The following is a 25,970-nucleotide window of genomic DNA, read 5'->3' as shown; positions in this document are numbered from 1 at the left end:
GCTTCTGTTTTCAAGCAGAGGTCGTTTTAGTTGAAGCTTCAAGCAAATGGCGACTTAACGTTAGCACTTCTGCCGCCGTTTTCCCCAATGTATATCGTCCAGGCTGTGACTCACCTTGATTATATTGCGACTGCCATTCACTAAAATGTTCATTGAGTTGCACTATCGACGTCACTTTATTCCCCTTTAGGAAGGGCTCAAAAAATTCATTGTAGGCAAACGTTTGGAACCTAGCCGCTAAACCATTAACCACTGGACCATTGTAAGCTCTCATTTGAATATGCTTAATCTTCTGCGCAGTAAGAACAGCATTAAACGCGATGCCTTTCTTACCTGAGAACTCCGTTCCTCTATCGGTCAAAACACTATTAATCTTTATCTGATTATCTCGATACCAAGGCAAAACAATATCCGATAGAAATGCCGACACTGACGCAGAACTATTATCAGGCATTACGGCTGCAATCGCATATTGACTATAGCCATCCACAAAAGTGTGCTGATATACCGAGCCTAAAGGCGCAATGTCACCTAAATCAAATGTATCCTGCACGCAAATATCGCCGGGGAATAAGCACTCTATCATAGGGTCATCTGGCGCCAGCTTATACAGCTGCTCTAAGTGCTGCTGCTCCAATGGCGACCAGTCTTTCTCCTGCTTTAGTTTGGCATTTAACGCCAATAAGCGACTTTTTTTAGTCTCGAGATTATGACGTACCCAAATGGTTCTAACACCACTAGCCGATATCACACATCCCCTAGCAGAAAGTAACTCAGCGGCTTTTGCCTGGCCATAATTCGGGTAATCAAGCGCAATTTCAATCACCTGATCTTCAATGGCAGCAGATACACGGTTTTTAATTGCAGGCTTTTTCCGTGACAAGTTTTTCAGACCACGCTCGCCAGCAGTGGCATATTGCTTTTTAAAGCGATAATAACTATCACGACTGTAACCCATAATGTCACAAGCCTTACTAATGCTACCTAACTCTTCAGCCAGTTGTAGCAACGCAAGCTTACTGCGAATTTCATTGTTCTTAGCACTCATATTCTATCTCGCTAACGCAGGTAAAGTCACAGCTACCTCTAATGTTACCAGAACACACCATTAGGCACATAACCCAACCATTTAAACCAAGTTTCCCCCATTAAGATACTGGCAGCCCAGCCAATCATCAACATCGTAAAACCAAATTTAAAGGTATCACTTAGACTGTAATGGTCAGTGGAATAGAGTAGCAATGCAGGCTTACTATTAAACGGCAAAACGTACACATGTTCAATCAGCAATGCTACTGGCAATGCCAAACTCATAATAGGAAAATCAAACCGCTGTGCAATGCCAATCGCAATGGGGACAAACAACATTGTACGCATAGTCTTCGATTGGAACACCAAAGAACTAAGTAACATTGCCCCCGTAAGTGCAATATAAAAAACACTAAACGGTGTGGTTTCATCCAAGCCAAAATACTCTAGGCTAAAATTGACGGCCAGGTTGGGTAGATCTGTTTGCTTAAATCCAGCCCCTAACGTGTACGCCCCTGCCGAGAACAATAGTAGATGCCATGGCACATCGACTTCGTTCCAGTTGACGACGCCAATGCGTGGACAAAGCGCTACTATCGCACCAATAAATGCTATCGCGGTAGCACTAACGCCATGATATTTGTCTGTTGCCCAAAAGGCCAGAATAGTAATGAAAATCACCAGAGATTTAATTTCTCTGCAGCTGATTTTTCCCATTTTGTTTAACTCTTGTTGCAGACGCTCCATTCCCCCTTCAATTTGTGGCAGACGTTCTTCTGGCGCCAATGGAAAAAATATTTTCGTTGCCACCAGCCAGCCGATAACCACCATACATAGTACTATTGGTAACGCGACGATCATCCAATCGGCAAAGAAGAAACTGCCTCCAATAGCGCCCGCAATCAAACTAGCAGCTAACAGATTAGCCCCTGAACCCGTCACAAATGCGCCTGCACACAAATTAATTTGCAGTAAGTTTTGCAGTACTAGATTGCGGCCAAAGTTATTTTTGTTGTCACCGCCACGTGCACCATAAACCGCCGCAATGACCATAAAAATAGGCATCAGTATCGCAGCCTTTGCTGTGGTGGCCGAAATAAACGCCGATAACACTAAGTTAATCACCATAAAACTGTAAAATATGGGTGTTGCACTGGTGCCAAAGCGACAAACAAACCACAAGGCAAAACGTTTGGCAGCGCCAGAGGTCACCAACATAGAAGCAAGAATAAAAGACAATATATTCAGCCACATGATTGGGTGCCCTAACTGAGCGTAGGCCACTTTTTCTGGTAATACACCGGTCAATACCATGGTAATGATGACCATTAGCGACGTTAAATAATTGGGGATCGGTTCACTTATCCACAAAATCACCGCAGCACAAAAGATAGCAAGCATGGCTGCACCTCGGGCACTAAAGATACTTAAACCATTAGCCTGAAAGCTTTCAAATGCAGTTTTACTCAATGTCTGCGGATCAAAATCAACTAAGAAAACAGCGGGCTCAGACATAATAATTGCAACAAAAACGATCAACGCTACCCATATCCCCCCTCTCGCTAGCCATTGCTCAAAATTACTTTTTGAACGTACAGGCAACGTTTCCATTCGATATTGACTCATATCGAGAGGGTCGGTCTGAGATACTGTTTCTTTAGACATTATTATTATTCCCTACGCTTGATAACCTTTATGTAAACCTTAACGATTAATATCAATAAAAAAGCCGATCAAGATCAACAAAACATTCATTTAGTTTTAATATAAAAATAAACCAGCAATAGGCAGTAAACCAATACAGATGATAACTGCATGTATTTTAATAAGTAATTATAAATCACAACGATAACACCGGTAAAAAACGTAAGATCAGGTCTAAACTTATTGGTTATAATATTGATCTAGATCTGCTTTTTAATGACTCATTATGAGTACTGTAATAACGATCCTAATCAAATAACAATCTACCTCCAAAGGAATCTGTAATGTCAGAGTTAAAAATCGGTGAAATTTCTAAGCCACGTTTTGAGTTCCGCACTTTTGGTCAAGACTTCACAGAATCGGCAGAGCGCATGGCTCGCCTCTCTATGCCTATTCCTGAAAAAGTTTGGCACCGTGAAAGTGACGAAATCTACATTATGTCTCGCACAAACGATTTAAATAATACTAAGATCCGCGACGGTAAAATGGATGTGAAATCCTATGTGACAACCACTGATGGCTTAGAACAGTGGGATCCTAAGCTAAAAGCTGAGTTCCCAATCAGCAAGCAGCAACTGGTTGATGAAATATTTCCCGCCTTCATGGTGGAACTTCCTGAATTAACCGAAGTTGAATACAGTTTTGATGCCTTTATTGCACTTATTGATAGTCACCCCGATCTACAAGCCGTAAAAATTCACAAAGAGCGCTTTGGCTATATGGTGAACAATACGATTTGTGAAGTGGCAAATGTACTAGTAAATGGGGCTAAAATTGTCAGCATTAATAGCGAATCAACTGAACTGGAAGATATTCAACAGACTATCAAAGACGTAAAACTCGTTGGCGTCGAGAACATTAACTACTTACAAGCAATCAAACGCATTATCGGTATGAAAAACCTACCTCTAGCCAACTAATTTAATTCGGAGAAGATACTAATGGCTCAAGAAATTGAAAGAAAATACCTCGTAAAAAATGAAGAGTTCAAAACGCTAGCAGCACGTTCAGTACGTATTATTCAAGGGTACTTAAGCTCAGTGCCAGAGCGCACTGTTCGTGTACGAATAAAAGGTGACAAAGGATATCTAACCATAAAAGGTATCGGTAATGAATCGGGTGCTTCACGCTATGAATGGGAAAATGAAATCCCAGTTTCTGAAGCAGAAGAGCTATTAAAGATCTGCGAAGCTGGCGTAATCGATAAAACGCGTTACCTAGTTGATTACGCAAACCATATTTTTGAAGTAGATGAGTTCTACCAAACTAACCAAGGTTTAATTGTTGCCGAAGTGGAGCTTACCGACGAAGCTCAAACCGTCAGTAAGCCAAGCTGGTTAGGTGAAGAGGTGACGGGTGATGCTAGGTATTACAACTCTATGTTGATGAAGCAACCTTACACCACTTGGTAGATCCAATGACCGTGTCGCTATTTCAAGCTGATCAGTACCACCTAAACGTGAAGGCGGATTTTCCGCCTCACATAAAACATGCTCAGTTAAAGGTACATTTCTTTCTTCCCCCCCAGTTGGCAGAGAATAGCGACATTATTAATCCGGCCAGTTTTTATCAGAATCTATTGCAAAAGCAGTTACTGAAATCAACAACAACACCCAGTATCACGTCACTACAGCAAGAGCTATTAGTATTAAAGCAAACAGCCTATGCCCAAGCAGCCAACAAGATTAGCCTTTATCGCAAAGCGCTATCGCATTTTGTCACCGACACTCGCATTATTGTGGTCCAAGCAGATAGAGGCACATTGTTCTTAGTGGATGAATGTATCGAAACGTTTTGCACTATTCATGACAATGAATCTAAGCTTACCGAGAGTCGCCTTTACAGGTTAGCCCTGCACCAAATCATCTATTATTTCTATCAGTCACTATTACAACTAGCACGCAGTCTACAACCTAAAGCTGATACCAATATTGATCGACTGATAGAGAAAATAAAACACTTTGCAGAAATCAATAATCTAAAACTACACGATGTAACAGAAGAGGGGCGGGAGCGTTTATTAAATAAGCTCCATATCGCTCGCAAAGTTATTAATAGTCCTTATAAAGTAAAGCGTAAGAAACTTAAAAATGGCGAATTGGCCGAACAGTTCATTTTTGGATTAGCTGCGGCCTTTGCCATGGCGTTTGCTACCGGTGTCGCTTTTGCTACGCAAAGAGCATTCGGCAATTTTTCGACCCCCTTTTTCTTCTCCTTAGTCCTGTCGTACATATTTAAAGATCGCATCAAGGAGTTAGGTAGAAACTACCTCATGGAAAAATTTTCTTCACGTTACTTTCAACATCAATCACGGTTTTATCAAGGCAATAGTTTGCTTGAAATTGCCCACACTAAAGAAACTTTTTATCGGCAAAAACGCAGTCAACTGCCGAAAAAAATTCAGTCGATTCTAAAACGGTTATCACCTCAAGACTCTACTGACTCGCAAGTACATTGGGTATACCAAAGAAGTTACAACTTCAGCGATTACAAGCAACAAAACGACAGCGAAAAGTTTATAGATGAACTGACAATAAACCTAAGTAAAACCCTCAGATCTCTACCCAAAATATTGAGTAACCACTGCTACCATTCTGAGCAAAAAATACGCGTTACCACCGTGCATAAAGTACACACGATACAGCTCTTTGTGAGTATCACGACTGACGGTATCACTGACTATTCTCAATATCGAATCGTGTCCAGCAGAAAAGGAATACATGGTGTTTACAATATTAATATCAATAATGTAGACAAGTAGCACTCGCTAATCAACATTTTAAAAAATCACTGCATCTATCTCATAAGGTCGCGGTCTGCTACCGCTATTCCCATTAGAAAGCACAAGCAAACAAATGGCTTTACCTTAGCAATCCCTCTCATCACCACTTAATGAAAAATTAGACGCGACCTGTACGATTAAGTTGGAATTAGTAGATCTGGATCATGTTTTTATTTTAAATATGTCTCTACTATTAACGCATCAGGGAACACCAAGCCTTTACACCGCGTTAACACTAATAAGAATGACATTAAGGATAAGAATTATGGTGAACAAAAACGTATTTTCCCCATCTCGTGTTGCACTTGCTATCTCCGCATCACTACTTTGTTTTTCATCGGCTGCGATGGCTGGCGAAACAGATAAAGTGATGGAGCTTGAAGAACGACTTAATGCGCTAGAAATTGAACTAATTGAAGCTAAAGACGCCGCTAAAGACGTAGATCGTATTAAATTTGGCTCCGGCAATCCATCACCTGAAATGATCTCCAAAGATGGTCAATCAACGATGCAGTTTACCGGCCGTATCCAATTGGATTATGTCAATGCAGACCCATTCTATACCGGTAGCAAGAACGAATATGAAGACGGTATTAATGAAGTCAGCTTTCGCCGTGTGCGCTTTGGTGTAGAAGGCTATTTCTCAAACGTGTGGAAATACTCGTTAGAATTTGATTTTGATGGCGTGTCTGAAGTTGAAGTAAAAGATGCCAATGTCAATTATCGCGGATTTGATAACTCTGAAATTAAAATTGGTTTCCAGAAATTTGGTTTCGGTTTAGAGGCCTCGGGGAGTTCTGCTCACCTTGCCTTTTTAGAGCGTGCATCAACCGATACCTTCTCACCTGAACGTGCGGTAGGTGCGTCTTGGCTATATTATGGCGACGGTTATAACTTCACCGCAGGTTATGGTATTACGGCGTTGATTAATGACGACGACTTAAATGAAAAGCAAGACGTCTTCAATACTCGTTTTACCATGACACCGATTAAGAATAGCGACCACCTATTACACATTGGTGCCAGTGCGTTATACACAAAAAATAACAGTAATACGCAAGAGATTCGTTACCGAGCCCGTCCAAATACCAAAGCGACGGGTCGCTTAATCGATACTGGAAAATTTGATACTGAATCGACACAGCACTATGGTGTAGAGGCTGCATACCAACATCGTAACTTTTTAATCCAAGCTGAATACATGATGGCGAAAACCGATGTGGATGACGAAGGCTCAGCCACATTTATGGGCAGTTATGCTCAAGCAGTTTATACCTTAACAGGGGAAAGCTGGAGCTACGGTAGCAAGAAAGGCACCTTTAAAACGGTTAAACCCGACAATGCCATTTCTGCTGGCGGCTATGGCGCATGGGAAATAGCAGCTCGTGTGGATTACGCCGACTTTAATGACTCCGGTGTCGATGTGTATGGCGGCAAGAAAACAGACTATGTTCTCGGTCTAAACTGGTATTTAGAAGATAATCTAAAAGCACAATTAAACTACGTTCACACCCAAGTAGATTACGACGAAGGATTTGAAAGCCAAATGGATCCAGATGTCATGCTTTATGAACAAGACGGTAATATTTTCCAAGCCCGTGTCCAGTTTAGATTCTAACGGAGGTAAGACGATGAGAAATAATCTACTACTCGTTGGCTTAGTGAATTTATGTTTAAGTTCTAGTGCTTATGCTTTATCACCAGAGCAATTCACCTCGCTTGAGTATCATGTCAACACAGGTGTGGGTAAAACCCTACCCTATGCTGCAGACAAGATAACGCCAGAATTTAGAAAAGCATTTAGCTTTATTAAATTTGATGAAGATACGTCAATTAAGCTAGTGACCTACATCGACACACCGAATCGTGCTTTTAAAGAAAAAGCCATCAACATTCGTGTTCGAGAGCATGTAACCAAACCAAGAAAGAGCAAGATAACGGTTAAGCTACGTGCCGCGAACCCAGAAGCATTTGGTGATGTCAGTAGCTACAAAAAAGCCGAAATAGACTACACCAATGGCAAAGCGGCTTATAGCGTCAGCTACGATATTCCCTTCTCACCTGGCGATATTGATGTCAAAAAAGTGGACTACGAGCAAGTCTTCAAGATTTTAAAAGGCAACAGCACAGTATGGGAAATTGTTGGTGACATTTATGAAGCCAACAAAAAAGACTTGGCCCAAACTGTTGTCATGCGAACTCATGGCTGGGAAGGTAAGTTGGAAGACAAGCGTTTTGATGATATCGAAATTGATTTTCAACTATGGACGCCCTACTACCGCCAACCAAGGGTCAGCTTCACAGAGTTTTCATTTAAGGGCAGCTTAAAAAAGAAAGAGCGACTTAAAGAAGCTTATGACTACCTATTTGAACAGGTCAATGCCGTTAATTTAGGCGAAGGCGATAATCAAGGTTCAAAAACCACCGCAACATTTAAGATGAGTAAAGCATTTAAGTAATACCGCAGCACCTTTATTGCAGACTTGGCGGCACACCGCTCCCGTGCGGCCTTGTTTGCAACCCTCCCCTAATCTGTATCTAACTTTAAGGAGATGCCAATGTTTGGCTTTTCTCGGCTCACTACGCTTCTTTCTCAGAGCGAATCGACTGAAACCAAGGTCTATCTTTTTTTTGAGCAAGTGACATTGTCCCATCAAAAGTCCATTCAAATGTGGAAAAGCTACTTAACTTATGGCCCAAAAAGCCCAGAGTTTGGCGAAGCATTAATGGAATTACAAAGTATTGAACATCAAGCCGATATTTTAAAAAGAGAAATAGAACAAACACTTTATCGTAAAACACTGATCCCGGACTTACGCTCTGATGTAGCATCGTTAATTGATCTCACCGATCGCTTGATCAATAAACAAGAAACCATTGGTTTACACTTAAAAATAGAACAGCCTCTCATCCCTCAAGCCATTGGTGAAGAGCTACTGACATTGCTAAACACCGTAGGTGATACTATCGACCACACCTTACTGTGCGCTAAAAGTTTCTTCACCGATCTACAGCGAGTGCAGGAATATCATACCAAGGTAATAGCATTTGAAAGCGAGGCTGATCGGCTGTGTACTCGCACCAAAGTGCTGCTATTTGATACCGAACTGCCTCTAGTTAACAAAGTTCAGTTGCGCTATTTTTGCGACCGTATCGATCAAGTGGCCAATCTAGCTGAAGACATCAGTGATCGCATCGCCATCTTCACGCTTAAACGTGTGCAGTAAGGAGGAACATTATGGATATCGCAATCTGGATTTTTCTCTCTAGTGGCCTGTTTCTCGGTTGGTCATTAGGGGCAAATGATGCGGCGAATGTGTTTGGCACTGCCGTGGGTTCCAAAATGGTCAAGTTCTCAACGGCAGCAATGATCTGTTCCGTGATGGTCATATTGGGGGCGGTGATCAGCGGTGCCGGTGCCTCACACACCTTAGGCGCATTAGGCAAAGTGTCCGCAATAGGTGGGGCCTTCACCGTGGCGTTATCGGCCGCGACCACCGTTTATTTTATGACAAAATCGGGATTACCCGTCTCGACAGGACAAGCCATCGTTGGCGCCATCATTGGCTGGAATCTGTTTAGTGGCATGCCTACCGACTCTGAAGTACTCACTAAAATCATGGCCACTTGGGTGCTATGCCCTATTCTCGCGGCAATCACGGCTGTACTGCTGTTTAAAGGAGTAACAGCAGCCATTGCTCGGCTACGACCAGGTCTTTTTCAACTCGATAAATGGACCCGTATAGGCCTTATTGTTGCTGGCGCGTTTGGCTCATACAGTTTAGGGGCCAACAATATTGCCAATGTCATGGGGGTGTTTGTATTAAGTACTCCCATCGATGCAATGACCATTTTAAGCATTGAGTTCTCAGCAGCAATGCAGCTATTTTTCATTGGTGCCATCGCCATCAGCATTGGTGTATTCACCTACTCAAAGAAAGTGATGCTGACGGTAGGAGACAACCTCATTGCGATGACACCAGTGACTGCATGGGTCGTAGTGATGGCGCATTCCATCGTACTGTTTATCTTCTCTTCACAAAGCTTATCCAATGCTTTTGTGTCGATAGGCTTACCTCCGATTCCGCTTGTCCCTGTATCGAGCTCCCAAGCGGTTATTGGTGCTGTCATCGGCATTGCACTCCTCAAGCGTTTACCTGTGCAATGGAAGGTTCTGTCTAAAATTCTTATGGGGTGGGTGATCACACCGATCATGTCGGCAATCGCCTGCTTTATCGGCTTATTCATCATACAAAACCTTTTTAAACAGGTGGTTGTATAGCGCTATACCGCTTTCAGCTCTGTTTAAATCAATAGGGGTATTTATGAAATTACGCCATAGGTTTAATGCCTTATTAATACCTTTAGTGACGTTAGGCTTTATTGTCATTGCTTATGTCACGATTACTGTCAGTTTAAATGCGATGGAGCGCGCATCAAGAAGTACTATTCAGGGAAGTGCCGCGCTATTAAAGAACAATATTGCGGGTTGGGTAGATGGCCATCTAAACACCATCAATGCGCTAGCAAAGAGTCCATTTATTTTGATGGCCATTGATGACCCTCAATACCTGCAAGCAACATCTGAACACCTTAACGCAATCGCTCAACAGGTTGGCGCGCGTAATATTGCGTTATTGAGTGGTAAAAAAATCGCTATTGCCGCCAGTAACACCCAACGTATTGGCAAGGATTATGCGAACATGAGCTATGTTATTCAGGCTCAAGAAAACCAACATGCGCAGATATCAGATCCAGTAAAAAGTAGAGTGGACGGTAAACTGTTGGTTACTTTTGCAGTCAAGGTTGCCGACAACAATGTGTTATTTATGAGTTTACCGTTAGATGATTTTTATCAAGACTATGTCAACATTGGCGAGGTAAACAAACACAGCAATACTTTTATTCTATCGAAAAAATGCCTATTGGTAGCGCATCATGCTCTGCAAAGCCAGCCCGAAAACATGGCTAACTTTAACCAAATATGCCAAGCTAACAATCAACTTGTGAGCTTTGAGGAGCAGCACCAATCGTACATGGGCTGGGCAGTAGCGGAGCCTCTTAGTGGCTGGATAATTGTGAGTGCAGTCAAAACCAAGGTCATTAAAGAGAGCCAACGTCAACTCGTGACGTTTAGCGCCATCGTAGCCTTGGTCGCGATTATTATCGTGGCCTTTCTAGTCGTAAAACTAGTCAACGTAGTCACTCGAAATTTGAGTACTATATCAGTGGCAATTGATGATTTGTCTGAAGGTGATATCAAGCTCTGCAACCTAAACCCGACTGCATGGCAAGCCACACTCATCCGCAAAGATGAACTCGGTCATATCGCCAAGGCGCTATCACGTTTAATTGATATTCAACGCCAACAAATCAATACCGCAGAACAAATTGCTCATGGCGATCTGTCTCGCCAAGTAACCTTGGCCAGTGATAAAGATGCACTTGGGCTTGCGCTTAATAAAATGCGGCTGAATCTTTCTGAGATCGTGCATTCAGTTAAAACGTGTACCGATGCTATTCAACTGACTTCTAACTCACTTAACTTCGACAGCTCACAACTTGCCAGTGGTGCAAACCAGCAGTTGTCCTTTGTTTCCTCAATGAGCTCTGCACTGCTGGAAATTGACAGTCAAACGCAAGCGACGGCAGATTCATCCAATACGATGAGTAGTAAGAGCAATCAAACTTTGACGCTAGCAAATAACGGCCACCAGCGCATGCAATCACTGATTAACTCGCTCAAAGACATCAACCATTCGGGTAATAAAATTGCCCATATCATGCATGAGATCAGTAACATTGCCGCGCAAACTAATTTGATAGCACTCAATGCAGCGATAGAGGCAGCTAGAGCTGGCGAGCATGGAAAAGGGTTTTCAGTGGTGGCCGATGAGGTACGAATTCTCGCCAATCGAACTGCTGTGGCAGCCTCAAAAAGTATTGATTTAGTGGAGGGTTCACTGCTTGAAATGTCACAAGGAAATGAAATAGCCGAACACACTGAAGAGGCTTTTCATCATATTGTGAAACAAGTGCAGGACTCTACAATACAGTTAGCCTCCGTCGCTTTAGGGGGCCAGGAGCAAGCATTAGCGACCACTGAACTCACTAAAAATTTGGGACAGATAGAGGAGGTCAGTCAACATGTCGCCTCTATTTCTGACAAAGTGGCAATTCAATCACTACAGCTCGGAAAGTTAACCGAGCAATTACAAAAAGACAGCGGTCAATTTAGTGTCTAATACCTAACAGAGCGCAGATCTGCCACCACTTTAATATTACTTAGTTTACTAAGCCGCGCTTGCCGTCAATTCTAATGACGCAAGCCAGTTTTTATAGTCGCTCAACTTGGGGATGCGCTTATCAGAATGTCCCATTAATTGTGACAATGCGTAACTAAACTGGTGGTATAAATTAGCATCATTATAGTGCTTACCCGCATCATCACAGTTGATCTGAGCGCCACGTAGATAGTTGGCGACTAGTTCGGTTCTATTAAAACCCTCAACGATACCAACAGCTTTGATTAATTGATGATTCCATTGAATATAGTCGCCATAAACTTGTTCAAACGCGCAACGACTGTCGTCAGAGGCTAGTGCTAGAAGTTCAGGATTTGGCATCACTCTTGAGATAATAAAACGGTCATGCAAGAGGTCGTCACGAATTGACCAGCAATGGTGCATTAAAAAGCGTGTTAAACAGTCTTGATACAGGCTCTGGTCGATAACGGCTCTTTCCAAGCGCCTTCTAAAGTGCGCCGTAGCCACCGTTACCATTAAATCTGCTTCGCTTGGAAAATGATTGTAGATAGTGCCTTTAGAGATCTGACTCGCACCAACCAAATGAGAACGGCGTAGATCAAAGCTTTTATGACCACGCAGGCACCGCTCCGCAACGTCAGTTAAGTAGCGTTCTCGCTGTTGCCAATTACTCATGTCGACCTCTTCACAGTTTTAACATTTCATCTATTTGCAGTTCACAACCATAAGGTAACAACCTATTAGTTTCATCGATATTGAGTAATACTGATGGCATCATGAACAAACTCAATAGCCCATGCTGAAAATAGAACTTTTGGAAAGCTTTATCGCGGTAGTTGAATCTGGAAACCTTTCTAAAGCGGCTGAGAAACTTTGCCGCACACAATCCACTATTAGTCTGCAAATCAAGAAGTTAGAAGAGACTGTTGGTCAACCTTTACTGCTAAGGGACAATAAGGGAGTCTCCCTAACTGAATCAGGAAAAACCTTACTCAGCTATGCCTATAAGATGATGCAGCTCAGCTCTCAAGCACTTGATGAGCTAAAAGATTGTCGAAACCGTGAAGTGATACGACTTGGGGTACCAACGGATTACATCCACCGTTATCTCGGTAGCTGCTTATTGGAGTTTATTCGTGAGTTTACCTGCATTGAGTTAGTGATTGATACTGACGTCAGCGGTAACCTTTATAAGCGACTTCATAACGGTGAGTTCGATGTGATTGTTGCCACTCACTGGCAAGTTCCCGCCGCAGGTCATGGTGAACTGTTATTTGAGCGTCGTTTTCACTGGGTAGGTGCTAAAGGGGGCAATGCCCACAAGCGTGAAACCGTACCAATGGCGCTATACCCAGAAAACTGCCCTATTCGTGCGCAAGTATTTGCTAACCATCAGATCTCAATGCGCCCAATGAGTGTGTTACTTTCAACACCATCGCCAACAGCACTTTGCATGGCGGTTGAGAATGATTTAGTGATTGCCCCTATTGCAGAGTTTCGCATTAATGATCAAATGGAAATACTCGATCCTATTGAGCATAACATTCCACCATTACCGATGTTTAATGAGTCACTGTACCTAAATCCAGAGACACAAACAGAAACAACCAACCAGCTCATCTCATTGATCAAAGCAAACACTGAAAAATATCAACAGTAGTCAATATCTCTGCGTTTAGGAATGCCTAAAAGGAGGCCTTAGGCCTCCTATGTTATTTAGACATCGTCATAATGTGGTTATAAATAATGCCTCAAGTTAGCTAAAGTGCGTATTTGGCAGAAAACATCACTCGGTTAAGCTCACCTTCAATACCACTTTCCTTACTGTTCTTAGCATACATATACTCGACCCCGAACGTTAACGGCTTAATAGGGGAGTAGAGCAAGTTAACATAGCCAGAAAATGAGTCTTTGTTGACATTTTCATCCATCAAACTGACATTATTATCCGCACTAAATGCTGAAGCTGTCACACTTGTGCGCCATTTTTCATCCCACCAATGGCGGTAAGCAATAAAACCACCATAGGAGGTAATAGCCTCAATATCGCCATCAGCATTGATCACACCAGCATTCACATAGTTAAGAGCCATGTAACGCCCCAGCCCATCACCGTATGTGGCCGTAAACTTAATATCATCTTTACCAACAGGTAAGATACCACTGAAGCTCACACCATAGCCCAATGCAGTCGAATCCAGTTGGCTAGTCTCTACATTTAGCTGTCTTGCAATACCAGCAATTGATAGTTTGGCCCCTCCTTCCGTCTTAATATTATAACGCGCAACAAAATCAGGAACCATGCCACTGCCACTCACTATCCGCGACGCACTTTGGTACTCATTTAGGGTCGTTTCAGGATTTTCTACTGAAAATTGGAAGCCACCATTGGTGTAACGTATTTGGGATTGGCGTACAAAGGGAGTCCCCTCTGCCGCTCCGACAAAATCTAAGTTCTCAGGTAAGGCTGCTGGATTTTGAAAAGTGGTCCATGATTGCCCGAAGGTCCAATGATCATAGCTTACGAATGCATGACGAATTCGAGGAGAATAACTGTTGGAAACCCGTTCATTACCGTCTGCATGCGTCATGAAGTCGAGCTCAATGAAAGCTGTCAGCTTATGGCCCTCTAAATTTGAGACTGTTTTGAAATTAAATCTAGATTCTCTAGCTTGAAAATCAATAACTTGCTCACCATTGCCTGCAGTACCATATATAGCCCCCGGTACATAGAACTGCCTAGAAATAGCACCAGAGCCTGGAGCACCATTACTATAATCACTTAGCATTGCATCGACTTTAATATAGCCACCGAATTGCACCTCGGTACTCTCTAAAACCGAAGCGTTCACACAGGGTACTGACAGAGCACTAACTACCAGAATTCCAATGATACTCAATCTGCTATTGTCTTTATCGCATGGGTTATTCACTGAGTTTGTTTTGACTGAACATGTACTTTGTTTCATCACATCACCATTATTTTTATTGTTAAAATAACCTTCCCTAAAAGAGATGACGAAGAGAAGGCGCTTCACATTGAAACCATTCAGCCGCAATAAGCAACTGCCGTCGCTTCTTGTACTGGTAGGCGTTATCAAACACCTAGATCAAAAACACTTTTGCAGGGAGCAATAGATCTGATGTTTGTCATTATGAAAAATCCAACCATATTCAGAAGACACACTCTAAATATGGTTGGTCGCTTCGGTACTAGCCGGAGGCGGGAGAATCACTAAGCTTAAGTAAACTACTCTTTATGCTTATCGAACTTGAAGGTATGGCAGTTGTTGCACATTGGTTTCTTAGGCTGATGTTCGCCATGACATTCCTGGCACGGTAGCTCTTTGCCGTAATGAAGGTTGTTATGTGGATTTTGCCACTGATCTTCTTCGCTACGGGCTGTTTGCTCGGCTAAGTCATCAATATCATGGCACTGTAAACAAGCCTGATCCGATGGGAACTGCTTAATGCCATTGTCATGACAAGTTTTACAGTCCTTTCCAATCACTTCCTTATGATATTCACGTTGCTCAACCGCTTGAGCAGATAGCGTCAATAGGCAACCGAATGTTAGCGCCAATACGGCTTTTAATTTAATCATCACTCATTCCTCTTATTATCTGGCTGATTTAGGCTTGCATAACACTGCGTGCAGCTGTCATACCCATCACCATGCATTCAGGAATTGAGCAACTACCTAACCGGCTCACACCATGAACACCACCACACACTTCACCCGCTGCATACAGGCCTTTAATTGACTGCCCAGTAAAGCTGTCCTTCACTTCTGCCTTAGCATTGATCTGCACACCGCCTTGGCAGTAGTGAACTTTTGGCCATAGACGAACCACGGTAAATGGCGCTTCGATAAACTTGTCTTTGGCCTTAGTCATGTTCTTACCGAACTGCTTATCATCACCAGACTTAACGTATTCGTTGTACTCTGCGATCTGAGTTTTAAGGGCTTTAAGCGGCACATCAAAATGTTTAGCAAGCTCTTCAACTGAATCAAACTTCCAACCTACGTTGTATTTAATTACTTTCTTGGTATTTGGATGCTTCTTAGAATCCTTATAGCTAGTAATCAAGATTGGCGGTAAGGCTTCACCTTTGGCATCACGACAGGCCAGCTCTGCGTCAGCACGCGTCTTTCGGTCGGCTATTTCGTTCATGAAGCGCTTACCCGTTAAACGGTTGACGGCCATTGAATGAGGGAAGTTATAGATAGAGTAATTTGACACATAACCAAAACCACCTTCATCAGGTGACGCCCATGGGCCAGACTGGATGTGAGCTAAATGTACAGGAATTGCCCCTAAGCGGAACATCTCATACATACCTTCGCCCGTTGCACCTGGTGCATTAGTACAACCCACTTCAGCGGTTAAGGTTGGATCTTGTGCCATGCGTAAATCAACATTCTGTGCAAATCCGCCCGTCGCCATAATAACGCCACGTTTTGCGCGAATATTAGTAACGTCACCAGGTTGATCTTCACCAAAGTGATAGTTCTCACGCATTTTAACGCCAACAACCTCGCCCTTCTCACTCACTAAGAAGCCTTCAAACTTCGTACGATTATGAGTATGAACGCCGAGTTTGCGACATTCTTTAAGTAAGGGCTGAGTAATACCAGCACCACAACTTACAGTTGTTTGGTAAGTACGAGCAACTGAATGACCACCTAATTGTTGTAGATATGGATGGAATTCAGAGCCTGCGTCCATTGTCATTTGCAGTGCTTCAACCGCATGCTCTGCGACGTGACGTAATAAAGCTTCATCAGCAATACCACGACCCGCTTTCATCTGATCATTGACCATTCTATCTACAGAGTCTTGTACGCCTTCAGTCTTTTGCATCGGCGTACCCGGTGCTGCAAATAAGCCACCGTTGATGGCCGAATTACCACCGAAGTACGACATTTTCTCGAAGATATGCACATCTTTTGCGCCTTTACGCGTCGCTTCGATTGCCGCCGCTAAGCCTGCAAAACCTGAACCTATAATAAGGACTTCTACTTCTTTGTCCCATTTAACACCGTCCGCTTTTTCAGAAATGGCCATTGCTGGCGCTGCCATTGCAACACCTGCAGCAGCTCCCATTCCTTTAATGAAATTGCGGCGTCCTAGCAGATCTTTATTACTCATCTGTCATCACCCTATTAGTTTTATTAGACGCAACAATGATAAGACTGGAATGAGTTCCAAAACGGGAGTTAAGCGGATGTTTATTTAAAACAATATGACAACATTCAGAAACTAAAGCATAGATCTAATGTTTAAGATTTTTACTACTTTTGGGGTGTTTTGGAATGAGTTCCAAATGATGCGCCACTGCTAATTACCGTTCAACAAAACCGATATAGCGCTGATTTATCACACTTTGACTTGCTTTATACCATTCCTCACAAATAACGATAACAAGTACGTTACGACTACATTTATAACAAGCCTGCTAACGTTACTTTACTGTAAACAACACACCAACTTTGGGTCTCCAGTATCCAAACCTTATCGATATAAAACAGAAAATTACCGAGCGGTAAGCTTCTATGTCATCATGATACTCATATTAGTAAAGAAGCGACTTGATTGGGTGTACAAAGAATATTATGGAATTAGAAGAGATCTACCGCCAAGATCTAAGCCTGTTAATCGCCCTGCAAATTCTGGTTGAAGAGCGCAGTGTCACGCAAGCAGCCAAGCGATTACACTTAAGTCAATCTGCAACAAGCCGCATTCTTGCTCGACTCAGAAATATGTTAAATGATCCGCTATTTTCCCGGGTTGGCCAACATCTTGTCCCTACCCAGTTTGCACTTGATTGCTACCAGCAGTTACAACAACCTACCGGACAACTCATTAGCTTATTAACCCCGAAGGCATTTGTTCCATTTGATTGTGAACAACAGTTTTCGATTGCAGTCACTGACTATGCGATGCAAGCTTTAATACCTTTTATTCTACCAAACATTTATCAACAAGCCCCAAATATTAGACTTGAAATACTGCCAGTTCAACATAAGGAACTGCAGGCACAACTCAGCGTGAAAGGTGCCGATATGGCGATTTGTCGCGCGATAAGTCAAAGCGGACAACTGCAACATACCTTCTTGGGTAAAGTCGGTGTCAGCTGTTTATTGTCGCCTAACCATCCATTGGCAGACACCGATATCACGCTCGATGATTATCTACATTATCCCCACGCAACCATTGCAATAAGTGATGGCGTTAAAGCCTTGCTCGACGACGCCATAAGCCAGTATCCAGCGCGCACAGAGTTACTGAGGACACCTCATCTCGATACCGCCTTAGCTTTACAATCAATTAACCCTTTAATTATTACGCTACCTGAAGGCATGGCAGAGATAGCAGCACAGCGACACAGATTAAAGGTTAAACCGCTGCCCTTTAAACTTCCGAATTTAGATTACAACTTATTCTGGCACTCACGCAGTGAACAAGATAAAGCGCAGCAATGGCTACGTAACGAGATCACCGCTGCCACTCAAAGCTTGCTGAGTCAGTCGCCACAGAACTGTTAGAGCTTCGCTTAAAAGAGGAGAAGACTAATAAGTGGACATAAAAAAGCCCAGCTATTAACTGGGCTTTTTTATATAGCGAAAGAATTAAAGCTTAACCAGCACTCGACCTGTGACTTGGCCTTTAATTATGCGTTGCGCAAACTCAGGTACCTGTTCAAGTGCGATAGTCTCGCAAGCATCTTGATAGTAGCTTGCAGGAAGCAATTTAAGCACATCTTCCCAGGCTGCTTGGCGTTTCTCAAACGGACAAGATACAGAATCAACACCTAGCAGGTTTACCCCACGTAGGATAAATGGCATCACGGTAGTTGGCAGTGCAAAGCCGCCAGCAAGACCACAAATGGCTGCCGCGCCACCATATTGCATTTGTGCTAATGCTGTTGCGAGTACCTTGTTACCGACAGTATCAACAACACCGGCCCAACGCTGCTTCTCTAACGGTCTGGCATCAATTTCAAGCTCGCTGCGCTCTATCACTTCGCTCGCACCTAGCTTTGTCAGTAGAGAGCCATTTTGCTCAACACGACCAGTGCTTGCCACGACGCGATAACCTAACTGCGCTAGCAAGGTCACCGCAATACTGCCGACACCACCACTGGCGCCAGTAACTAATACATCACCATCACTGGGTTTAATACCTGCTTGCTGTAATGCTTGTACACACAGCATTGCCGTTAAACCTGCGGTGCCAATTTGCATCGCTTTGGCTGCATCGCAGTTCGTTGGCATAGGGACTAACCAATCAGCTTTAACACGCGCTTTCTCAGCTAAGCCACCCCAGTGGTTTTCACCGACGCCCCAGCCCGTTAAAATAACCTTGTCACCCGCTTTATAGCGCTCGTCACTTGATTCAACTACAGTCCCAGCAAAGTCGATACCCGGCACCATCGGAAAGTTACGGATGATCCTACCGACACCAGTAACCGCGAGGCCATCTTTGTAGTTCAGTGATGAACAGGCAACATCAACCAAAACCTCACCTTCAGGCAAGTCTGCCTCTGAAATTTGACGAACATGAGCTTGGGTAAGCTTTTCTTCTTGGGTCAAAACTAGCGCGTTAAACATGACAAGTTCCTATTTAAACTGATGGGAGAAGCATAGGCCATAAACCTATATGACTAAAGTGCATATTTTGCATGGAGACAATGCACAGAATGCATGTAGTACGAAAATTTAAACTGCCGAGCAGTAATATAGCGAATTAACCTAGCAGCGGACTACTCGACTTTATTCCTATACCTCAACGGTTACTTTGAGGCTACACTGAGTTGTCGCATAAAAAACGTACAAGGAATATAAGTATGATTTATAGCAAACCAGGAACACCCGATGCCATCATTAATTTCAAATCACAATATCAAAATTTTATTGGTGGTGAGTGGATTAAACCCGTCAATGGTGTCTATTTTGATAACCCTTCACCCGTCGATGGCAAAGTGTTCTGTCAGATCCCTCGCTCAGATGCTAGCGATATTGAACTTGCACTCGACGCCGCCCACATCGCTAAAGATAGCTGGGGCAAGACCTCAGTCACCGAGCGCTCGAATATCCTACTGCGGATTGCCGATCGTATTGAACAGAATATAGAGCTGCTTGCCGTAGCCGAGACTTGGGATAACGGTAAAGCCGTACGCGAAACGCTGGCTGCAGATCTGCCGTTGGTTGTCGACCACTTCCGCTATTTTGCGGGCTGTATTCGCGCCCAAGAAGGCAGTGCCGCCGATATAGATGCCAATACTGTTAGTTATCATTTTCCGGAGCCGTTAGGCGTTGTAGGGCAAATTATTCCTTGGAACTTCCCTATCTTGATGGCGGCCTGGAAAGTTGCGCCCGCATTAGCCGCGGGCAACTGTGTGGTGTTAAAGCCCGCCGAGCAGACCCCAGCCTCGATTCTTGTGATGCTCGAGTTAATTGAGGACCTGCTACCTAAAGGTGTACTTAATGTGGTGAATGGTTTTGGCAAGGAAGCGGGGCAGGCACTTGCGACCAGCAGTCGAATTGCTAAACTGGCATTTACCGGCTCAACTGAGGTGGGTCACCACATTTTGAAGTGTGCGGCAGAGTCATTGATCCCATCAACGGTTGAGCTTGGTGGTAAGTCGCCCAATGTCTATTTTGCTGACGTTATGGAGCATGAAGACGAGTATCTCGACAAAGCGGTGGAAGGCATGCTTCTAGCCTTCTTTAACCAAGGTGAAGTCTGTACTTGTCCGTCACGAGCATTGGTCCAGGAGTCAATTTACGACAAGTTTATCGCTAAGGTGATTGAACGCTGCAAAACCATTAAACAAAGTAATCCACTCGATACCGACACTCAAGTCGGTGCTCAGGCGTCGCAAGAGCAGTTCGATAAAATCCTCAGCTACCTACAAATCGGCAAAGATGAAGGTGCACAGATACTGGTGGGTGGCGATATCTGTAAGCTTGAAGGCGAACATAGCCAAGGGTTTTATATCAGCCCGACCATTTTAAAGGGCACTAATGATATGCGGATCTTCCAAGAGGAGATCTTCGGCCCGGTGATTTCAGTCACCACCTTTAAGGATGAAGCCGAAGCCTTAGCTATTGCCAATGATACCCAGTTTGGCCTTGGCGCAGGGGTATGGACACGTGATATGAATACCGCTCAAAGAATGGGGCGCGGAATTCAAGCCGGCCGCGTATGGATCAACTGTTATCACGCTTATCCGGCTCATGCCGCCTTTGGAGGGTATAAGAAATCTGGTATTGGTCGTGAGACCCATAAAATGATGCTAGATCACTACCAAAATACTAAGAACCTCCTTATTAGCTACGATATTAATCCACTCGGATTCTTCTAAGTAACATCAGTATTTTAGCCACATCAAAAACCAAATATAGCGGCTGACTTCACTGCTGCTATGTTTGGCTTTGCCATCATCGTTAAAAGCGAGATCTACCTTGCTAGATTTCCATAATGGAAATACCACCTTGCCCGCTTTTCACTATAGAGATCCCTTGACTAAGCCTTAATATAGTACCCATAAAATTTTAATGGATATTGCGCCATGACCTTACAAGAAAGACTTTCTCAGATCACCCGTGACCCAACACTTTCTCCAAAGCAAAAATCTAACTTCTTAGCGCTAGAAGCAGATTCCAGCTTGCCATATGTTGCGGTGTCTGAGCCTGTTAAACAGGCTATGGAGTCGGGTATTATCGGCGATATGTTTGAAGGTCATGCACCATTTAAACCTCGATATGTTTTGCCTGATTATGCAAAATATCTACAACAAGGCTCTGAATATTTAGAACTTAGCCCAGCGCAAAACCTAGATGAGGCACTAATTGCGCTAACCATCATTTACCATCACGTCCCATCAGTGACAAATATTCCGGTGTTTCTAGGCCAGCTCGATGAAATTTTACTGCCCTTCTGTCAGGGACTCGATACCGAAAGCCTATATCGTAAACTGAAGCTATTTTGGATAATGCTAGACCGCACCCTGCCTGATGCTTTTATGCACGTTAATATTGGGCCAACCGATAACATTGTCTGCCGCACCATTTTAAGAATTGACGCCGAGCTTAAACAAATCGCGCCGAATCTGACTTTTATGTACGACCCACAAGTGACACCCGATGAACTACTGCAAGTTGCAACCACCAATATTTGTGAGTGCAGTAAACCGCATATTGCCAACTATCCAATGCACGCCAATGCTTATGATCAAAGGGGCTTTGGCATTGTAAGCTGTTATAACTCACTACCATTGGCAGGCGGAGCTAATACCTTGGTTCGACTTAACCTCAAAGAGGTTGCATTGAAAGCTAAAGACATTAATGATTTCTTTGACAATATCTTGCCACAATACTGTCAGTTAACTTATGAGCTAATTAATGCTCGCTGTAGTTTCTTGCATAAAGAGTCTAACTTCTTCAACAGTTTCCTAGTCACAGAGGGGCTTATTGAAGAGTCTCGCTTTGCCCCGATGTTCGGAATTTTCGGCATGGCAGAAGCGGTGAATATTCTGCAAGGTAATCCAGAGCTAACTGAATCCCATGCGGAGAAACCAAGTCCGCACTACGGCCACCATCAAGCGGCGAATGAGCTTGGACATAAAATATCAAAAGCACTGGATACCATCGTCAAATCGACTCCAGTTGACTATGGCTATAACGGCCGGGCACTGCTACATTCTCAAGGCGGTATTAGCCTAGATAAAGATGTCACGCCTGGCGTGCGTATTCCTTATGGCACAGAGCCAAATCCAATAGCACACATTAAAGCACTTGCCGAACATCATCAGTATTACACCTCTGGGATCAGCGATATTCTCACGATTGATGAAACGGTTAAATCAAATCCACAAGCCATGTTCCAACTCTGTAAAGGCGCATTAAATCTAGGTTTCCGCGAGTTTACCGCTAACGTGGCCTCTAACGACTTGGTCCGTGTCACAGGTTACATGGTTAAACTATCTGACATTGCCAGATTCAAAGAGGTTGGTTCACGAACCAATACCACAGGATTAGGTGCAGAAGCGGCTGTAAACACTAAGATCCTTGAACGACAGCCACGAGTCGTTGCCCATGAAATGGCGCCAAGCTACGCGAAGTAATGCCAACTTGAATAAAGTCGCAATCGTTAATCAAATTATTCCTTTCTCTTGTGTCGATGGGCCTGGCAGCAGGCTTGTCATCTTCCTGCAAGGGTGTAATTTTAACTGCAAAAACTGCCATAATCCTCACACAATAGACTTGTGTGATAGTTGCGGTGATTGCGTACCTACGTGCCCAAAGAAAGCCCTGACACTCATTGCTGATGATAATAACAATAGGGTAATTTGGGATGAGAGCTTATGCAGTCAATGCGATATTTGTCTATCGGTCTGTCCTAAGCAGTCAACACCAAAAACACAGCAGTACAGCGTTAGAGAAATACTCGACCTTATACGCTCTCAAGTACACTTTATTAATGGCGTCACTGTCAGCGGGGGCGAAGCGAGTCTACAACTGCCGTTTATTATTGCGTTATTTCGAGCGATGCAATCAAGCCCTGATTTATCACACCTAAGCTGCATGATAGACAGTAACGGCAGTCTAAGCCTAAATGGTTGGCAACAAGTATTACCCTTTATACAAGGTGCCATGATTGATCTTAAAGCTTGGCAACAAGATACCCACCACTATATTACTGGACGAGGTAACCATCGTATTTTCAGCACATTAAAGATGCTAGCAGAGCTGGGGAAGTTGTATGAGGTGCGTTTATTGCACATTCCACGAGTAAGCGACTTTGACAGCGAAGTCGACGCCGTAGCTCACTATTTAACTCAACTGCCGTCGAATGTACGCGTAAAGCTAAATGCATTTCAACATCATGGCGTTACAGGAGAAGCATTAATGTGGCCAAGTTGCACTGAGGCGCAAATGCGACAACTTGCCAATGATCTGACTCAGCGTGGCGTCAATAACCTTATTTTACCTGACATCTATCTATAGGCTCCTATCCATAACGTTACTGGAACTGCTGCCGTGTAAAGGCTACCAGCTGTTCATAGAACCACCGCTGAGCTGGATCGTTCATGCTCTGCTTGTGCCACACTAAACTGTAAGCAACCTCACCGTAATCGAGTGGTAGCGCCTTAGTCACTAATCCTTGAGCCTGAATCGCATTTTCGGCCCAATGGCGTGAGCAGGTAAATAGCAGCTCGCTGTGATGGCACATTAGCGCTGCGCTACCAAAATCTGCCACAGTCAAGGGTACCGCTCGATTACGCGCTTGCTGTGCCAGTTTCATTTCAAAAAAGGGACGATTCAGATCCGTATCACTAATACCGATATGGCTATATCCGAGATAGTCATCTATAGAGATGCTGTTCTGGCTAGCCAAAGGATGAACTGGATTCATTAAACATATCATCTCATCATTTATTAAGGTCTCCCACACCAATTCATGCAGGGCTATAGGCGGCTGGCTGCGATCATGGGGCAATACGATAAAATCCAAGCTGCCTTTAACTAACCCGTCAAAACCGAAACTGTCCTTAGCAAAAATATCGAGGCGAATATTAGGAGCTAATAGCAGTATATGTGCAGTTAATTTGGCAGCGAGTAACTCAAAGGTGCTCTCTCTCATCGCTAGTGAGAACCGACCTCGATAAGCCACAGGGCTAAACGCTTCCTGATTCACTAGCAGGTTCATATCACTGATGATCTGATGTACGTTTGGACCTAAACGACGCGCTAGAGGGGTAGCGACGAGTTTGTTTCCATGCCGGTAAAATAGATCGTCACCTAGACTTTGACGCAGCTGGCTTAGTGTTTTACTTACCGACGAAGGACTTAAGCATAACCGTTCTGCACTAACAGTCACGCTCAACGTATCGAGCATCACATGTAAAGTGATCAAGTGTTTCATACTGATCCGTGAGAGTTTGGTGAGATCCATAACAATGCCCAAGGTAAAACGTGTATCGACATACTCGAATATAGAGATAAATAAGCTTTAGGTATATCAGCAATCCCCATAATCTAGACGTCCTTCACGCTGAATGGCTATTTTCCGCGAACCAGTTTTTACCGTATAATGCACTATTCATTGAGTCTTGATCGAATAACAGCATTCGAACTCTTCTTTGCAGATTAAAATAATCTCAGCTCATACATTTTTAGGCAGGCCAGCATGTTTCATATAGCGCTTTACGAACCCGAAATAGCCCCAAATACCGGTAATATAATCAGATTAATCGCTAATAATGGCTGCAAGCTGCACTTGATTGAGCCATTAGGATTCGATTTAGAAGATAAAAAGCTGCGCCGTGCTGGGTTAGATTATGCAGATCTGGCCAATGTAATTCATCACAAAAACTTCGAGTCGTTTCTTGAAGCAATGCAAGGCAAGCGAATTATGGCATGTACTACTAAAGGTAGCCGCCCACATTCAGAGCTCAGCTTTAAACAAGATGACGTGTTGCTGTTCGGGCCTGAAAGCCGAGGCCTCCCTGCCGATATTATTGATTCAATTCCTACTGAGCAACGCCTGCGTATTCCGATGATGTCGACGAGCCGCAGCCTTAACCTATCAAATGCAGTCGCTATCATCAGTTATGAAGCTTGGCGACAACTAGATTACCAAGGTGCGTAATCACTAAGCTGATCTAGATACCTGCTTATGTAGCATTCATACACCAATCTTTAATCCAAATGGTCGCAGCCTACACTTACCGATAATACGATAAAGCCTTTCTCTTCAAGGCTTCATCGTATCTAGACCACCCTAAACCCGACATTTCTTTCTATTCCCACGCCGATAAGAAACAATTACAACACTCCATCGTTATCCTGCCTACTGTATTGATGCAAATCGCTGATAGTTTCTAAATCCATTGATCTAAAATCCACTCACCGTTGTCTCTAAAGACTCAAATCGCAGACTTAAAAAAACAATTGCGTTAGCAACGGGCTACTCACTCTCTTACGAGACCAATATTGGAAAGAGTAGGCGCCTGGAAATGGCCTACTCTTTATTATCCTCGAAAGGAGCATATCGGCCACACTGATAATACCAATTACATTAAAGGTATGATCTAATAAGTCACCATTAATAAACCGTAAAACTTATGAAGTTCCCTGATTTTGCATCACTCGCTAAAAATGAAAAAGTAGCACGTAA

The 25,970-nt window shown here is 43.5% G+C and carries 22 protein-coding genes; 14 read left to right on the top strand and 8 right to left on the bottom strand.

What is annotated here, in order from left to right; genetic code table 11:
* Positions 1 to 10 precede the first annotated feature (10 nt).
* Positions 11 to 1,048, bottom strand: a complete 1,038-nt coding sequence (locus tag L2755_RS17365) for a helix-turn-helix domain-containing protein (RefSeq protein ID WP_248981940.1) — start codon at positions 1,046 to 1,048, stop codon at positions 11 to 13.
* A gap of 44 nt (positions 1,049 to 1,092) precedes the next feature.
* Positions 1,093 to 2,694: an SLC13 family permease gene (locus L2755_RS17360; protein ID WP_248981939.1), complete on the bottom strand. Its 1,602-nt coding sequence runs from the start codon at positions 2,692 to 2,694 to the stop codon at positions 1,093 to 1,095.
* Between the two features lie 323 nt (positions 2,695 to 3,017).
* Between L2755_RS17360 and L2755_RS17355 the strand changes: the two genes are divergently transcribed.
* The 8 genes from L2755_RS17355 (at position 3,018) to L2755_RS17320 (ending at position 11,760) form a co-directional block, all read left to right on the top strand.
* Complete coding sequence (locus L2755_RS17355) at positions 3,018 to 3,653, top strand: hypothetical protein (RefSeq protein WP_248981938.1); 636 nt, start codon at positions 3,018 to 3,020, stop codon at positions 3,651 to 3,653.
* 21 nt (positions 3,654 to 3,674) lie between these two features.
* On the top strand, positions 3,675 to 4,145 hold the full coding sequence (locus tag L2755_RS17350) for a CYTH domain-containing protein (RefSeq protein WP_248981937.1): 471 nt from the start codon (positions 3,675 to 3,677) through the stop codon (positions 4,143 to 4,145).
* Positions 4,146 to 4,150: 5 nt separating this feature from the next.
* Positions 4,151 to 5,494, top strand: coding sequence for a hypothetical protein (locus L2755_RS17345; RefSeq protein ID WP_248981936.1), 1,344 nt, complete (start codon positions 4,151 to 4,153; stop codon positions 5,492 to 5,494).
* A 286-nt stretch (positions 5,495 to 5,780) separates the two neighbouring features.
* Positions 5,781 to 7,133: an OprO/OprP family phosphate-selective porin gene (locus tag L2755_RS17340; RefSeq protein ID WP_248981935.1), complete on the top strand. Its 1,353-nt coding sequence runs from the start codon at positions 5,781 to 5,783 to the stop codon at positions 7,131 to 7,133.
* Between the two features lie 13 nt (positions 7,134 to 7,146).
* A complete protein-coding gene (locus tag L2755_RS17335) occupies positions 7,147 to 7,974 on the top strand; it encodes a hypothetical protein (RefSeq protein ID WP_248981934.1) in 828 nt (275 codons plus the stop codon).
* Positions 7,975 to 8,073: 99 nt separating this feature from the next.
* On the top strand, positions 8,074 to 8,742 hold the full coding sequence (locus tag L2755_RS17330; RefSeq protein WP_248981933.1) for a DUF47 domain-containing protein: 669 nt from the start codon (positions 8,074 to 8,076) through the stop codon (positions 8,740 to 8,742).
* 11 nt (positions 8,743 to 8,753) lie between these two features.
* Positions 8,754 to 9,797, top strand: coding sequence for an inorganic phosphate transporter (locus L2755_RS17325; protein WP_248981932.1), 1,044 nt, complete (start codon positions 8,754 to 8,756; stop codon positions 9,795 to 9,797).
* A 43-nt stretch (positions 9,798 to 9,840) separates the two neighbouring features.
* Positions 9,841 to 11,760, top strand: a complete 1,920-nt coding sequence (locus L2755_RS17320; RefSeq protein WP_248981931.1) for a methyl-accepting chemotaxis protein — start codon at positions 9,841 to 9,843, stop codon at positions 11,758 to 11,760.
* A 48-nt stretch (positions 11,761 to 11,808) separates the two neighbouring features.
* On the opposite strand, the gene L2755_RS17315 is transcribed toward L2755_RS17320, so the two are convergent.
* The gene (locus tag L2755_RS17315) at positions 11,809 to 12,456 is read right to left on the bottom strand and encodes a TetR/AcrR family transcriptional regulator (protein WP_248981930.1); all 648 of its coding nucleotides are present in this window, start codon (positions 12,454 to 12,456) and stop codon (positions 11,809 to 11,811) included.
* A 121-nt stretch (positions 12,457 to 12,577) separates the two neighbouring features.
* Here L2755_RS17315 and L2755_RS17310 point away from each other — a divergent pair, with 121 nt between their 5' ends.
* Positions 12,578 to 13,441, top strand: a complete 864-nt coding sequence (locus L2755_RS17310; protein WP_248981929.1) for a LysR family transcriptional regulator — start codon at positions 12,578 to 12,580, stop codon at positions 13,439 to 13,441.
* A 100-nt stretch (positions 13,442 to 13,541) separates the two neighbouring features.
* On the opposite strand, the gene L2755_RS17305 is transcribed toward L2755_RS17310, so the two are convergent.
* The 3 genes from L2755_RS17305 to ardA form a co-directional block, all read right to left on the bottom strand.
* Positions 13,542 to 14,750, bottom strand: coding sequence for a DcaP family trimeric outer membrane transporter (locus tag L2755_RS17305; protein WP_248981928.1), 1,209 nt, complete (start codon positions 14,748 to 14,750; stop codon positions 13,542 to 13,544).
* 281 nt (positions 14,751 to 15,031) lie between these two features.
* Positions 15,032 to 15,385, bottom strand: coding sequence for an acrylate reductase cytochrome subunit ArdB (gene ardB, locus L2755_RS17300; RefSeq protein ID WP_248981927.1), 354 nt, complete (start codon positions 15,383 to 15,385; stop codon positions 15,032 to 15,034).
* Positions 15,386 to 15,413: 28 nt separating this feature from the next.
* Positions 15,414 to 16,934 carry an acrylate reductase flavoprotein subunit ArdA gene (ardA, locus tag L2755_RS17295; RefSeq protein ID WP_248981926.1) on the bottom strand — a complete coding sequence of 507 codons (1,521 nt, stop codon included), beginning with the start codon at positions 16,932 to 16,934 and terminating at the stop codon, positions 15,414 to 15,416.
* Positions 16,935 to 17,398: 464 nt separating this feature from the next.
* Here ardA and L2755_RS17290 point away from each other — a divergent pair, with 464 nt between their 5' ends.
* Positions 17,399 to 18,331: a LysR family transcriptional regulator gene (locus tag L2755_RS17290; protein WP_248981925.1), complete on the top strand. Its 933-nt coding sequence runs from the start codon at positions 17,399 to 17,401 to the stop codon at positions 18,329 to 18,331.
* A gap of 84 nt (positions 18,332 to 18,415) precedes the next feature.
* On the opposite strand, the gene acuI is transcribed toward L2755_RS17290, so the two are convergent.
* Positions 18,416 to 19,396 (bottom strand): acrylyl-CoA reductase (NADPH), encoded by a 981-nt coding sequence (acuI, locus tag L2755_RS17285; protein WP_248981924.1) that lies wholly within the window; start codon positions 19,394 to 19,396, stop codon positions 18,416 to 18,418.
* Between the two features lie 236 nt (positions 19,397 to 19,632).
* Between acuI and exaC the strand changes: the two genes are divergently transcribed.
* The 3 genes from exaC to L2755_RS17270 all read left to right on the top strand — a co-directional run bounded on the left by exaC (position 19,633) and on the right by L2755_RS17270 (position 23,797).
* On the top strand, positions 19,633 to 21,153 hold the full coding sequence (exaC, locus tag L2755_RS17280) for an acetaldehyde dehydrogenase ExaC (protein ID WP_248981923.1): 1,521 nt from the start codon (positions 19,633 to 19,635) through the stop codon (positions 21,151 to 21,153).
* Between the two features lie 207 nt (positions 21,154 to 21,360).
* Positions 21,361 to 22,914: a YjjI family glycine radical enzyme gene (locus L2755_RS17275; RefSeq protein WP_248981922.1), complete on the top strand. Its 1,554-nt coding sequence runs from the start codon at positions 21,361 to 21,363 to the stop codon at positions 22,912 to 22,914.
* 7 nt (positions 22,915 to 22,921) lie between these two features.
* Positions 22,922 to 23,797, top strand: coding sequence for a YjjW family glycine radical enzyme activase (locus L2755_RS17270; RefSeq protein ID WP_248981921.1), 876 nt, complete (start codon positions 22,922 to 22,924; stop codon positions 23,795 to 23,797).
* Between the two features lie 16 nt (positions 23,798 to 23,813).
* On the opposite strand, the gene L2755_RS17265 is transcribed toward L2755_RS17270, so the two are convergent.
* Positions 23,814 to 24,746, bottom strand: a complete 933-nt coding sequence (locus L2755_RS17265) for a LysR family transcriptional regulator (RefSeq protein WP_248981920.1) — start codon at positions 24,744 to 24,746, stop codon at positions 23,814 to 23,816.
* Between the two features lie 234 nt (positions 24,747 to 24,980).
* Here L2755_RS17265 and trmL point away from each other — a divergent pair, with 234 nt between their 5' ends.
* Positions 24,981 to 25,442, top strand: a complete 462-nt coding sequence (gene trmL / locus L2755_RS17260) for a tRNA (uridine(34)/cytosine(34)/5-carboxymethylaminomethyluridine(34)-2'-O)-methyltransferase TrmL (RefSeq protein ID WP_248981919.1) — start codon at positions 24,981 to 24,983, stop codon at positions 25,440 to 25,442.
* The last annotated feature ends 528 nt before the right edge of the window (positions 25,443 to 25,970 follow it).

The sequence above is a fragment of the Shewanella abyssi genome (genome assembly GCF_023284025.1).
In the GTDB taxonomy this organism is placed as follows: domain Bacteria; phylum Pseudomonadota; class Gammaproteobacteria; order Enterobacterales; family Shewanellaceae; genus Shewanella; species Shewanella abyssi.
This window is presented reverse-complemented; position numbering and strand designations above follow the sequence as displayed.